The 10,971-nt window shown below is 62.7% G+C and carries 17 protein-coding genes and 1 pseudogene; 16 read left to right on the top strand and 2 right to left on the bottom strand.

Annotated elements, in window-relative coordinates; genetic code table 11:
* Positions 1–369, top strand: a 369-nt coding sequence (locus tag ACK6AU_RS30125) for a hypothetical protein (RefSeq protein WP_409303303.1), incomplete at its 5' end; no start/stop codon positions are given.
* Positions 370–443: 74 nt separating this feature from the next.
* On the opposite strand, the gene ACK6AU_RS30120 is transcribed toward ACK6AU_RS30125, so the two are convergent.
* Positions 444–1,493, bottom strand: a complete 1,050-nt coding sequence (locus tag ACK6AU_RS30120; RefSeq protein ID WP_409303301.1) for a phage portal protein — start codon at positions 1,491–1,493, stop codon at positions 444–446.
* Complete coding sequence (locus tag ACK6AU_RS30115; RefSeq protein ID WP_409303299.1) at positions 1,493–3,250, bottom strand: terminase ATPase subunit family protein; 1,758 nt, start codon at positions 3,248–3,250, stop codon at positions 1,493–1,495. The genes ACK6AU_RS30120 and ACK6AU_RS30115 overlap by 1 nt, the downstream gene beginning before the upstream one ends.
* A gap of 151 nt (positions 3,251–3,401) precedes the next feature.
* On the opposite strand from ACK6AU_RS30115, the gene ACK6AU_RS30110 reads away from it, so the two are divergent.
* The 15 genes and pseudogenes from ACK6AU_RS30110 to ACK6AU_RS30040 all read left to right on the top strand — a co-directional run.
* A complete protein-coding gene (locus tag ACK6AU_RS30110) occupies positions 3,402–4,280 on the top strand; it encodes a GPO family capsid scaffolding protein (protein ID WP_409303297.1) in 879 nt (292 codons plus the stop codon).
* A 44-nt stretch (positions 4,281–4,324) separates the two neighbouring features.
* On the top strand, positions 4,325–5,332 hold the full coding sequence (locus tag ACK6AU_RS30105) for a phage major capsid protein, P2 family (protein ID WP_085600868.1): 1,008 nt from the start codon (positions 4,325–4,327) through the stop codon (positions 5,330–5,332).
* Positions 5,333–5,343: 11 nt separating this feature from the next.
* A complete protein-coding gene (locus ACK6AU_RS30100; RefSeq protein ID WP_409303295.1) occupies positions 5,344–6,066 on the top strand; it encodes a terminase endonuclease subunit in 723 nt (240 codons plus the stop codon).
* 101 nt (positions 6,067–6,167) lie between these two features.
* Complete coding sequence (locus tag ACK6AU_RS30095; RefSeq protein ID WP_409303293.1) at positions 6,168–6,629, top strand: head completion/stabilization protein; 462 nt, start codon at positions 6,168–6,170, stop codon at positions 6,627–6,629.
* A complete protein-coding gene (locus ACK6AU_RS30090) occupies positions 6,629–6,841 on the top strand; it encodes a tail protein X (RefSeq protein WP_409303291.1) in 213 nt (70 codons plus the stop codon). Before ACK6AU_RS30095 ends, ACK6AU_RS30090 begins: the two co-directional genes overlap by 1 nt.
* Positions 6,842–6,883: 42 nt before the next feature.
* Positions 6,884–7,207, top strand: coding sequence for a phage holin, lambda family (locus ACK6AU_RS30085; protein WP_409303289.1), 324 nt, complete (start codon positions 6,884–6,886; stop codon positions 7,205–7,207).
* Positions 7,204–8,046 (top strand): N-acetylmuramidase domain-containing protein, encoded by an 843-nt coding sequence (locus tag ACK6AU_RS30080; RefSeq protein WP_409303287.1) that lies wholly within the window; start codon positions 7,204–7,206, stop codon positions 8,044–8,046. Before ACK6AU_RS30085 ends, ACK6AU_RS30080 begins: the two co-directional genes overlap by 4 nt.
* Positions 8,043–8,249, top strand: coding sequence for a hypothetical protein (locus tag ACK6AU_RS30075; RefSeq protein ID WP_085600874.1), 207 nt, complete (start codon positions 8,043–8,045; stop codon positions 8,247–8,249). Before ACK6AU_RS30080 ends, ACK6AU_RS30075 begins: the two co-directional genes overlap by 4 nt.
* A complete protein-coding gene (locus ACK6AU_RS30070; protein ID WP_409303285.1) occupies positions 8,246–8,725 on the top strand; it encodes a hypothetical protein in 480 nt (159 codons plus the stop codon). Before ACK6AU_RS30075 ends, ACK6AU_RS30070 begins: the two co-directional genes overlap by 4 nt.
* Positions 8,722–9,165, top strand: coding sequence for an Rz-like lysis system protein LysB (gene lysB / locus ACK6AU_RS30065; RefSeq protein WP_409303283.1), 444 nt, complete (start codon positions 8,722–8,724; stop codon positions 9,163–9,165). The genes ACK6AU_RS30070 and lysB overlap by 4 nt, the downstream gene beginning before the upstream one ends.
* Positions 9,080–9,265, top strand: a pseudogene (gene lysC, locus ACK6AU_RS30060) (Rz1-like lysis system protein LysC); the annotation flags it as partial. The gene lysB and the pseudogene lysC, both read left to right, overlap by 86 nt.
* Positions 9,262–9,714 (top strand): phage tail protein, encoded by a 453-nt coding sequence (locus ACK6AU_RS30055; protein ID WP_409303281.1) that lies wholly within the window; start codon positions 9,262–9,264, stop codon positions 9,712–9,714. The pseudogene lysC and the gene ACK6AU_RS30055, both read left to right, overlap by 4 nt.
* Entirely contained in the window at positions 9,707–10,162 is a 456-nt protein-coding gene (locus ACK6AU_RS30050) for a phage virion morphogenesis protein (protein ID WP_409303279.1), read from the top strand. Before ACK6AU_RS30055 ends, ACK6AU_RS30050 begins: the two co-directional genes overlap by 8 nt.
* A 61-nt stretch (positions 10,163–10,223) precedes the next feature.
* The gene (locus ACK6AU_RS30045) at positions 10,224–10,796 is read left to right on the top strand and encodes a phage baseplate assembly protein V (protein WP_409303277.1); all 573 of its coding nucleotides are present in this window, start codon (positions 10,224–10,226) and stop codon (positions 10,794–10,796) included.
* On the top strand, positions 10,793–10,971 hold a 179-nt coding region (locus ACK6AU_RS30040), incomplete at its 3' end, for a GPW/gp25 family protein (protein WP_409303305.1). The genes ACK6AU_RS30045 and ACK6AU_RS30040, both read left to right, overlap by 4 nt.

Here is a 10,971-nt window from a genome sequence, read left to right as displayed (position 1 = left end):
CAGATTTTTGCTATAGACCACAAATACATTCCATACTTTGTTAGCTCGTTATGTTACTTCAGGATCGAACAATTCTTTAGGAGCGGCGAACTTTCAGTTGAGTATAAAAAGGCACGCTTCCATCTAATGATGATAGTCAAGTTACTCGCAACAAAGTGCGAAGACAACCCCCTTAATAGCAACAAACTTGAAAAGGCTTGTGAGGCATTCAAAGAATTACTTCTAGATGAAAGAAAAGCTATAGAAATCTTCCATACAGCAAGCGAAATATTTAGAACTTCAGGAATTGATCTCACAAAGCGACAATACAAGTCCGAAACAGACACCGAACTTCTAAAAAATGCAGTTTCGACATATTTGAAGATTTGACCTATCAAGAACATAGACTGGAGTACTACTCCACTCCAGTCTTACTTAATTAAACTCCATAATCCGGACATCTTTTACTCTTTAGTAAGCTCAAATGGTCGGAAAGTGACAACTTCCTCGCCAAGCCACTCGTTGACCTGGGCCAGGCGCGCCTGCAGCGGCTCCAGCTCGTTCACCGCCCAGACCTGGGCAGCCTCTCGCAACGACCCGAAACCACCCGCGTTCTGCGGCACGATGCCCATCAACTGTGGCGGTACCCGTAAGGCCGCGAGCAGGTCGTCGCGGCTGATGTTCTTGATCGAGCTGAATTCATCCTTGGCCGCAACCTCGCTGACCGGGATCAGCTGAATACCGTCCTTCTTGCCGGCCGGCGCGTAGACGAACAGGTTGCGAAAGTTGCCCGGCCCCTTCGAGCTCTTCAGCGCGGTGCGCAGCGAATCGATGTCCTCGTCCTTCTGCGCGGCGTCGGTCATGTAGAGGATGAAACCGGCGTGGCTGCCGTTGTTGTAGTACTTGCGCCGGAACAGGGTGGCGCTCTCGTTCAGCAGCGCGCTTTGCAGCGCCGCCAGCCATTCCGGCAGCCCGTAGATCTCCTGGTTGATATCGGCCTCGCGCAGGTGGCAGATCGATCCCGCCTCGAATTTGTGCTCGTCTTTCCAGCCGCGCACCATGTAATAGGTCACCAGGTCTTCACCGCGGCGCATGTACTTCGCCAGCGGCGGTACCAGGCCCAGGGTGTTGCGCAGCATGTTGTTGCGCTTCTCCAGGTAGCAGTTGCCACTCCAGAGCCAGTCCAGGGAGAACTGTTCGAAGGCCTGGCGGCTGAACAGCTTGTGTGGGATGAAGGTCCGGGCGAGCATGTTGCGCTTGAAGGTCAGCCCGGACTGCAGGTAGACGCTGGCCCGGGTGGTCTTGGCCAGGCCATCCATCGACATGGGCGTTTCGTACCAGCGGCCGTTGAACCAGCACTCCAGGTAGTCGAGGATCTCGCGGCCATCCAGCACCGGGGTCGGGTCGCCGAAGGTAAACGCCTCGACCGGGCCGGCCTGGGCCTGCAGGAGTTCCCCTTCCACTGCCGAATTGTTGGCCGGTACCAGGTTCTTTCCGCGCGTGTGTCTGCTCATCAGTAGGACTCCATAAATCCGGTATTCGCCGTGGTCTGCCCTTCGAGGGGCTCGTTGTGCAGGGCGTGGAACGTTGCCCACGCCAAGTCGGCATGACCGGTCTCGTCGTTACGCCCTGCCGTGTAAGTGATTTGCCGCCCCGAGGCGGTGATTGTTTTGCGGATGGCCATCAGGGACTGGGCCATATCCGTCCAGCCGGCATCGAACTCCAGCCGGCCGTTCTTGATCACGTCATAGGCCTTTAGCACCAGGCGGGTTTTGACTTCGGGCGAGTAGCTGAAGGTGGTGATGTTCGGGAAGAACGACTTCACCAGCTGCGCCACGCCTGAGCCCATGCCGGTGATGTCGATCCCGATGTAAGTCACCCAGTAGCGCTGGGTGACCTGGCGGATGGCCTCGGCCTGGGCCGCGAAGTCCATGCCGCGGAACTGGTGCTTTTCGAGCACTCGAAACTTGCCACCGGGCACCATGGGCGGTGCAATCACCACCAAGCCGGCGCTATCGCCGGTTTCCGCGGGGTCATACCCCACCCAGACCTGGCGGTCGCCGAACGGCCGCGCGGCGAAGGGCTTGTAGTCCGATGCCCACAGGTCCCAGCTGTCGACCATGCAGGATTGCAGCATCGCAAGCGGAAAAATGCTCGCCCCGTCGTCGATGAACTGGCACATCAGCAGGTTCTGGAAGGACTCGGCGTCATACTCAAGCCGCAGCTCGTCCAGATCGAACAGATCACAACCCCGGCCCTCGGCGTCGAGGATGGTGACGATCTGCCGCCAGATCCGGTCCTCGCACAACCGGCCCTGCTGCAGGGCATCGTGGGACACGTCGAGTTTGATTCGCTGCGCCGCCGGCTTGCCCTTGTTGAAGCGCTCGCCAGTCCAGAACGTGTAGGCCTCATGCGCCATGCTCGACGGCGTCGAGAAGTAGGTCCGGCGGTACTGCTTCTGCATCGCCATGCCGCTGGCGACCTTGTTCAGCTCCTTGAACTTGAAGGTCCAGAAGAACTCGTCGAAGTAGAAATTGCCGTGGTAGCCCTGGGCCGTCCGGGCGTTGGTGCCGAGGAAGTGCAGCTCGGCGCCGTTGCCGAGAATGATCGGATCGCCGGTCAGCTCGATACCGACCGTCTCACGGGCGAAGGCCTGAATGTAGGCCTTGAAGATGTGGGCCTGGTTCTTCGAGGCCGACAGGAAGATCTGGTTGCGCCCGGTGGTCAGCGCATCGATCAGCGCCTCCCGGGCGAAGTAGAACGTGGCGCCGATCTGGCGGGACTTGAGAATGGCCCGGGTACGCTGGTTGCCCGCCTTGTACCAGTCCAGCTGGTAGCCGAAACAGCCATCGATGAACGCCTCGATCAGTTTCTCGATGTGTTCTTCATCGAACACGTTGCGCTTGGGCGCCTTCTTCGGCCCCTCGTTGCGCTTGGCCAGGTTCGGGTTCAGCTCGGTTTCAGTGCCACCCTCAGTGAAACGCCGAATCCGCGCCTGGCGCTCCAGCTGGCGGTGCAGCAGGTCAATTTCCTTGTAGTCCGCCCCTGACTTCGGGTCCTTGAGGATCAACTGCACCAGGCGCGCCTCGGTGGCGGCCTCGATGCGCTCCAGAGGCGTGGCCCGGTCCCATTCGTCCCGGGCCTTCCAGCTGTGCAGGGTCTTTTCCTTCTCCCCGATCAGCTCGGCGATCTCGCACACGCGATAGCCCTGCCAATACAGGTGTTTAGCGTGGCGGCGGTGATCGGTGGGCAAATCGACGATGGCGTTCATGGCGCAGATGCTGCCGCCCGCGCGCGAATGCCGCCTGCCCTGCCCCTTGTAAGCCGCACAGCTACAACAGCGGCTCGTTGCCCGGAGAGGCTGCGCTCAACAACATGCCCTCAACGCAAGGCACCACCGCCACCGCATCGAGGATTCAGGCATGGCCGGCAAAACCGACACTCCAGCCAAGAAACACCGCTCCAAGTTTTTCCGGGTCGCCGTTGAAGGCGCCACCACCGATGGCCGCCAGATCGAACGGCAATGGCTGGTCGACGCTGCCGACACCTACAGCCTGAACACCTACGGCGCCCGGGTCTGGATCGAGCACATGCGTAGCCTGCTCCCGGACAGCCCGTTCCGCGCCTACGGCGATGTGGTCGCGCTGAAGACCGAAGAAGTCGAGATTGCCGGCGCGAAGAAGCTCGCCCTGTTCGCCCAGATCGAACCCACTGCCGACCTGGTGAACATGAACAAGGCCCGGCAGAAGCTCTACACCAGCATCGAGATCCGTCCGAAGTTCGCAGACACCGGCCGCGCCTACCTGGACGGCATCGCGGTAACCGATACCCCGGCAAGCCTGGGTACCGAAATGCTGACCTTCAGCGCCCAGCACCCGGGCAAAAACCCGCTGGCAGCCCGCAAACGCGACGCCAGCAACCTGTTTTCCGAGGCCATCGAGGTGGCCTTCGAATTCGAGGAAGTCGAGGACGAAAGCGGCAAGGTCGCAGGCCTGTTCAGCCGCGTGCTCGAACTCCTCGGTAAGAGCAAGGACAAGGAAGGCAAGGATGCCGCTCTATTCAGTGAACTCGGCGAGGCCGTTGAGGCCATGGCTCAGCACGTCGCCGACCAGGGCCAAGCCTTCGCCTCCGAAAAGACCGCGCGCGAAAGCCTGCAAGCCAAGCACGACAAGCTGGCTGCCGACTTCTCGGCGCTGGTGGAAAAACTCGAAAAGACGCCAGCCGGCACCGGCCAGCAACCGCAGTTCACCGCTCGCCCCGCGGCTACGGGTGGTGACGGGACCCTCGTCACCGACTGCTGATCCCAACATGGACAACACCAAGCCAAGGAACATCGGAGAGCACCATGCGTAACGATACCCGCGTTCTGTACAACGCCTACCTGCAACAACTCGCCCAGCTGCACGGTGTGAGCGACGTCACCACCAAATTCACGGCAGCGCCCAGCGTTGCCCAGACACTGGAAACCCGAATTCAGGAGTCCAGCGCGTTCCTCAGCGCCATCAACGTGTACGGCGTCTCCGAGCAGTCGGGCGAGAAGATCGGCATTGGCATCGACGGCACCATTGCCAGCACCACCGACACCACCGTCAAGGACCGTGAACCCCGCGACCCGAGCGCCCTGGACAATCGCGGGTACGCCTGCACCCAGACCAACTTCGACACCGGGATTCGCTACCAGAAGCTCGATCAGTGGGCCAAGTTCAAGGACTTTCAGGCGCGTATCCGTGACGCCATCATCAAGGCCCAGGCCCTCAACCGGATCATGATCGGCTGGAACGGCATTAGCCGCGCCGCGACCTCCAACTCATCCACCAACCCGCTGTTGCAGGACGTGAACATTGGCTGGTTGCAGAAGATGCGTCTGGAAAACGCGGCTCGCGTGTTGCATGAAGTGGTCGACGGAAGCGGCAAGATCCAGATCGGAGCGGGTAAGGACTTCGAAAACATCGACGCTCTGGTCGTGAGCATGGTCAACGAGTTCATTGACCCCTGGTACCAGGAAGACACCGAGCTGGTGGTGGTCTGCGGTCGCCATCTACTGGCCGACAAGTACTTCCCGATCATCAATAAAACCCAGGCGCCGACCGAGATGCTCGCGGCCGACATCGTCACCAGCCAAAAGCGCATTGGTAATCTGCCAGCCGTTCGGGTACCGCATTTCCCGGCCAACGGCCTGCTGGTGACCCGTCTCGACAACCTGTCGTTGTACTGGCAGGAAGGTACCCGCCGCCGCACCGTCGTCGACAACGCCAAACGCGACCGCATCGAGAACTTCGAATCGGTCAATGAAAGCTATGTGATTGAAGACCTGGGCTGCGCTGCCATGGCCGAAAACATCACTCTGAGCTGAGGCTGACGATCATGACCAACCCCTGCCGTCGTCACTTTCAACGCGTTACAGCAGCCATCGAAGCGGCTGCTGTCGCCGGGCCGGCCATGACCATGGAAGGCGCCACCTCCTACGAACTGCACCTATCCAAGCTGCACCAAGACTACCTGCGGCTGAAACAGGTGCAGTCCAACGAGGGCAAGGCAGAGCTGAAACGCCTACTGCTGCCCGAGTACGAGCCCTATGTCGAAGGAGTGTTGGCCGAAGGCAAAGGCGCTCAAGACCAAGTGCTCACCACGCTGATGGTATGGCGCATCGATGCCGGCGACTTCAAAGGCGCCCTGGACATCGCGGCCTACGTGATCGAGCACCAGTTGATCATGCCCGACCGCTTCGAGCGCACCACCGGCACCATCGTCGCCGAGGAAATCGCCGAGGCCGCGCTCAACGCTCAGAAAGCCGGCGGCAGCTTCGACCTCGAATTGCTCCTGCGCACCGAGCAGATCACTACCAAGGAAGACATGCCAGACCAGGCCCGGGCCAAGCTGCACCTGGCCATCGGCAAGGCCTTCTCTGCGCTGGTCACGGACGACACCCCAGCCGCCGAGGCCTTGGAGCCCCTGGAGAAAGCCCGGGGGAACCTGGCCAGGGCCATTGAGCTGCACAGCAACTGCGGCGGCAAAAAGGAACTGGAGCGCGTCGACCGCCTCCTCAAGAAACACACTGCACCAGCCCCCTCAACGGCAAGCAGTTAACCGAGCGTCCCCACGCACCCCGCCGGCTCGGGGCGGACCGGCCAGGCCGCTCCTCCTGAACGTGAAGCCCCGACCACCGGCGACTTATTGAGCGCAGCACCATGAGCGGATTCGTAGCCAACGGCACCACGCCTGGCGGCCATATCAACACCGACCCATTCTGGCCCTCGATCGATCTCGACCAGGTGCGCGCCACGCTGCGTATCGACAGCAGCGTCACCGCTGCCCGGCTCGAAACCGCGGTGATCAACACCGCGATCAACGTCAACCGGGAGCTGGAGGCCTGGCAGCTCAGCAAGCAGGCCCAGGGCTATAACCAGCTGCGCGAAGTACCAGCGCGGCAGGTCAACGGCGAATCAGTCCAGGTCCACCTGTACCGCCGCGCCATCGAGGCCGGCGTCGGTGCCGAGGTGTGTGAGCGGTACCGCTCCTACGACAGCACCAACGCCGGCAACCGCAATGCCGAGGAACTCGCCCCGAACATCGACGACTACCACCGCGACCTGCGCTGGGCGATCCGCGATTTTCTCGCTACCCCGCGCACCACCGTGGACCTGATCTGATGGCCGTGACCTTGCGCGCCCAGCAAAACGACACGGTCGACGCCGTCTGCTGGCGGCACTACGGCCGCACGGCGGGCGTCACCGAGGCAGTACTCGACGCGAACCCCGGGTTGGCCGACCACGGGCCAATCCTGCCCCAGGGCCTCGCCGTACTGATGCCGGACACCCAAACCACAGCCCCACAGCGGCAGATGGTGAACCTATGGGACTGAAGTTAAGCCGTGTCCTTGTAGCCACCCACCCTGGACCTTGGAATGAAAAGAATGCCTGACCGTCCCGACACCTGGGCCTGGCTCGCTGCCTGGCTCGAACAGAACTGGCCGGCCATTTACTCCGGCATCCTGGCGCTGATCATCGCCGCCCTGCGTGTCATGTACGGCGGCGGCACCTGGCGCCGCATGCTGATCGAGGCGCCGCTCTGCGGAGCCCTGGCCCTGGCAGGCAGCCATGGCCTAGCGCTGCTGGGTATTCCATCTTCGACCGCCCCGTTCTTCGGCGGGGTGATCGGCCTGCTCGGCGTCGAAGGCACCCGCGCCGCGGCCCGCAAGTTCTTCAACCGCAAGGTAGATCAGCTATGACCACACTCCGCCACGGCGACCGCTCCCAGGCCGTCCGCACCCTGCAGAAGAACCTCAACAGCCACGGCGCCACCCTGGTGGTGGACGGCGACTACGGCGACGCGACAGAAAAAGCCGTGCGCGCCTTCCAGCTCCAGGCCGGCCTGGTGGTGGACGGTATCGCCGGCGAGAAGACCCAGGCCGCCCTGGCCGGGGACGATTGCAGCCAGTTGCTGAGGAACGCCGACCTGATCAGCGCCGCCCAGCGCCTGGACCTGCCCCTCGCGAGCGTCTATGCGGTCAACGAGGTGGAATCGAATGGCAAGGGCTTCTTCGCCAACGGCAAGCCGGCGATCCTGTTTGAACGGCATGTCATGTACCGCCAGCTCTGCACGCCTCGGCACCCTGGGGATGACGTCGCCGAACTGAAGCGCCACGCCGGCGAGCTCGCCGCGCAATACCCCGCGATCATCAACCCCAGCGCCGGTGGCTACACCGGCGGGACCGCTGAATATCAGCGCCTGGCCACGGCCCGCCTCATCGATGACACCGCGGCCCTGGAATCTGCCTCCTGGGGCGCCTTCCAGATCATGGGCTTTCACTGGAAGCGCCTGGGCTATGCCAGCGTCCAGGAGTTCGCCGCGGCGATGGCTGCGAGCGAGTCCCAGCAGTTCGACGCCTTCGTGCGCTTCATCGACGCCGATCCGGCGTTGCACAAGGCCCTGAAAGCCCGCAAGTGGGCCGAATTCGCACGCCTGTACAACGGGCCGAACTATCAACGCAATCTGTACGACACCAAGCTCCAGCGCGCCTACGAGCGGCACAGCGCCTGCGGCTGTGGCCAGGAGGTTCCGGCATGATCGATCTCGAAGCGGTGCACAAGCTCAAGGTAGAAGACGGCGACCTGGTGGTCGTTCCAGCGAACACAACCCACAACGACATGCAGCAGTTGGCCGAGGCCCTGCAGTTTGTCGACCCGGGCTGTCGGGCGATTGTGATCCGCGGGCCGGTTGAACGCCTGGACCTGGCTGCAATGAACAAGCTGGGCTGGTACCGCGCATGACAGCGAAGGTCGCCTACCTCGAAATCTCCGGTCGCCTGACAGGGAAAACCACCCGCCTGGTGAAGTTCGCAAACGAGCTCACCGCCCAGGGCGAGACGGTAATTTTCGTCACCCCACAAGCGGAATACTTGCGCCAGAGCCTGCCAGGAGTCACCGTCCTTTCGGACCATCAAGCCACTCCTGATCACGTCGACCAGGAACAGGCTATCTGGATCTACGACGAGTTCGACTGGCTCAAGTCGACCAAGGTCCGCGACGGTGGGTACTACGCCACGACGGCAAACCGGGTCCGCGACCTGGGGATCGATACCCCGGAAACGGATCTGCTGTTGCAACTGATCGAGCTCAACGGCGGTGGCTATCAGCGCCATCTGCTCACACCGGGGGTAATCGATAAGGCCCACTACGAGGAGACCCGCGCGGCCTGCACCGATGAGCAGTACCGCCAGTTGATCCTGGGGGAGTTCCTCAAATGAGCACCATCCGCCAGATCCTGCTGGGCTTGGCCCTAGTCGGCGTGTTGGGCCTGCTGGCTTGGAATCAGGAACAACGCATCGAGGTCGCCGATAAGAACAGGGCTCTGGCCGAGAAAAACACCCAGGACGCGCTGGCCGCGGCCGGGCGCAGCGAGGGCAAAGCCAATGCCCTGGAAGCGGCCCTATCCGGCGAGCGCGCGGCCCAGACCCGCCTACGTACTGAACAGGACCTGCTCCGCCAGGGGCTCGCCAAACGACAACTCACCATCGAGGGGCTGAAACGTGAAAACGCTGATCTGCGCGCTTGGGCTATTCAGCCCTTGCCTGATGCTGCTCGCCGGCTGCGCGAGCGCCCCGCCCTCACCGGCGCCGACGCTTATCGTCAGTGGTTGTCCGGCCGTGGTGCCCTGCAGCCTGCCGGCGACCAGCCCAAGCAGTAACGGCGAGCTGATGAACGACCAGGACACCGCCGAGGCCGCCTGGGCTGAATGTGCGGGCCAGGTCGACATGATCTACCGCTACCAGCAGGCCAAGCCATGAACAAACCCGAGAGCCTCCGGGTACACCTGCTCGACCAGGTCCCGGAACTGCGCCACAACCCTGACCGGCTGCTGATCTTTATTGACAACGGCAAGGTCCGCTGCACCGCGGCCGCCAGCCTCTCGTTCGAGTACAGCTATGACCTGCAGGTGATCCTGACCGATTTCGCCGGCCACCCCGACAGCGTGATGGTGCCGCTGCTGGCCTGGCTGCGCGTGAACCAGTCCGAGCTGCTGGAAAACCTCGACAAGTCAGCCGAGGGCATCAAGTTCGAGGCGGATCTGCTCGATAAGAGCAAGGTCGACATGAGCCTCAGCCTGCCACTGACCGAGCGCGTCGTCGTGCGCACTGATGACGCGGGCAACGTCACGATCAGCCACCCGGGCGAGCCACAGCGCAACCTCAACCTCGCGGATGGCCCTGGCGAGTGGATCGTCCCCAATGGCTGAGCTCGAAGCCCTGGAAGACTGGGCCGCCGTCCTACTGGGGCGCCTGCAGCCCAGCGCCCGTAACAAGCTCGCCCGCAGCATCGGCCAGGCCCTGCGGCGCAGTCAGCAACAGCGGATCATCGCGCAGCGCAACCCAGACGGCAGCAAGTACGCCCCGCGTAAACAGCGGAACCTGCGGGGTAAGCAAGGCCGGATCAAGCGCAAGGTGAAGATGTTTCAAAGGCTGCGCACCGCTAGTTTCTTGAAGGTCCAGGGCGACGGCAGAGCGATCAGCGTCGGTTTTACCGGGCGGGTCGCCCGCATTGCGCGCGTGCACCAATACGGGCTGAGGGATCGGGCTGAGCCTGGAGCACCAGACGTGAAGTATGAACAACGCGAGGTGCTCGGCTTTACCGATGCGGACCTCGACCTGATCCGCGACCAGCTGCTCTCCTACCTCATCCTGTAGCCGGCCTGGCTACAACACACCCCGGCTGCGTCCGCGTGCGCGTAGCGCCATCCTCGGCGCTATGAACGATCTAGCCACCCTCGCTCGCCTGATTGAAAACCTCGTCCGCTTCGGCGTCGTCGCCGCCGTGCAGATGACCCCGCCGCGCGTGCGGGTGAAAACTGGCGAGCTCACCACCACCTGGTTGCCCTGGTTGGCCGTGCGTGCCGGCGCTGACCGGGAATGGGACCCGCCCACCGCTGGCGAGCAGGTCCTGCTGATCAGCCCCTCGGGCCAGCTCGGCAACGCCGTGGTCCTGACTGGCCTGTTCAGCGACAGCGCCCCGGCCAACGGCAATCGTGCCGGCCTGCACCGCCGCACATACAGCGATGGCACGGTGATCGAGTACGACAGCGTGGCCCACCACCTGAACGCCACCCTGGTCTCTGGCGGCACTACCAACCTGGTCAGCACCGGCGGCATCACCATCGTCGGCCCTATCACCCACCAGGGCGACTACACCCAAACCGGCAACCAGACCGTCACCGGCAAAGTCACCGTGTCGCAAGACGTGATCGCCGCCGGCATCAGCCTGGTCAAGCACCTGCATGGCGGGGTAATGCCCGGTGGCGCGAAGACAGGAGCCCCGGAATGAACCGAGAAACCGGCGCCGCGATCAGCACCTCGGAACACATCGAGCAATCGTGCAGCGACATTCTCAGCACACGCCTCGGTACCCGCGTCATGCGCCGCGAGTACGGCAGCCTCCTGCCCGAGCTGGTCGATCACCCGTTCAACGACCAGACCCGCCTGCGCGTGGACGTGGCCAC

Origin of the sequence: Pseudomonas sp. KCJK8993, assembly GCF_046230915.1 — a bacterium.
Taxonomy (GTDB): Bacteria; Pseudomonadota; Gammaproteobacteria; order Pseudomonadales; family Pseudomonadaceae; genus Aquipseudomonas; species Aquipseudomonas piscis.
The sequence above is the reverse complement of the archived record's forward strand: the minus strand, read 5'-3'. Positions and strand labels throughout refer to the sequence as shown.

Bases quoted from the DNA above. Each gene is read 5' to 3' on its own strand.
- ACK6AU_RS30045 (WP_409303277.1), top strand. From the start codon at position 10,224: ATGAACGATCTAGCCACCCTCGCTCGCCTGATTGAAAACCTCGTCCGC.
- ACK6AU_RS30080 (WP_409303287.1), top strand. From the start codon at position 7,204: ATGACCACACTCCGCCACGGCGACCGCTCCCAGGCCGTCCGCACCCTG.
- ACK6AU_RS30120 (WP_409303301.1), bottom strand. From the start codon at position 1,493: ATGAGCAGACACACGCGCGGAAAGAACCTGGTACCGGCCAACAATTCG.
- lysB (WP_409303283.1), top strand. From the start codon at position 8,722: ATGAGCACCATCCGCCAGATCCTGCTGGGCTTGGCCCTAGTCGGCGTG.
- ACK6AU_RS30055 (WP_409303281.1), top strand. From the start codon at position 9,262: ATGAACAAACCCGAGAGCCTCCGGGTACACCTGCTCGACCAGGTCCCG.
- ACK6AU_RS30100 (WP_409303295.1), top strand. From the start codon at position 5,344: ATGACCAACCCCTGCCGTCGTCACTTTCAACGCGTTACAGCAGCCATC.
- ACK6AU_RS30050 (WP_409303279.1), top strand. From the start codon at position 9,707: ATGGCTGAGCTCGAAGCCCTGGAAGACTGGGCCGCCGTCCTACTGGGG.
- ACK6AU_RS30085 (WP_409303289.1), top strand. From the start codon at position 6,884: ATGAAAAGAATGCCTGACCGTCCCGACACCTGGGCCTGGCTCGCTGCC.
- ACK6AU_RS30070 (WP_409303285.1), top strand. From the start codon at position 8,246: ATGACAGCGAAGGTCGCCTACCTCGAAATCTCCGGTCGCCTGACAGGG.
- ACK6AU_RS30095 (WP_409303293.1), top strand. From the start codon at position 6,168: ATGAGCGGATTCGTAGCCAACGGCACCACGCCTGGCGGCCATATCAAC.
- ACK6AU_RS30075 (WP_085600874.1), top strand. From the start codon at position 8,043: ATGATCGATCTCGAAGCGGTGCACAAGCTCAAGGTAGAAGACGGCGAC.
- ACK6AU_RS30110 (WP_409303297.1), top strand. From the start codon at position 3,402: ATGGCCGGCAAAACCGACACTCCAGCCAAGAAACACCGCTCCAAGTTT.
- ACK6AU_RS30090 (WP_409303291.1), top strand. From the start codon at position 6,629: ATGGCCGTGACCTTGCGCGCCCAGCAAAACGACACGGTCGACGCCGTC.
- ACK6AU_RS30115 (WP_409303299.1), bottom strand. From the start codon at position 3,250: ATGAACGCCATCGTCGATTTGCCCACCGATCACCGCCGCCACGCTAAA.
- ACK6AU_RS30105 (WP_085600868.1), top strand. From the start codon at position 4,325: ATGCGTAACGATACCCGCGTTCTGTACAACGCCTACCTGCAACAACTC.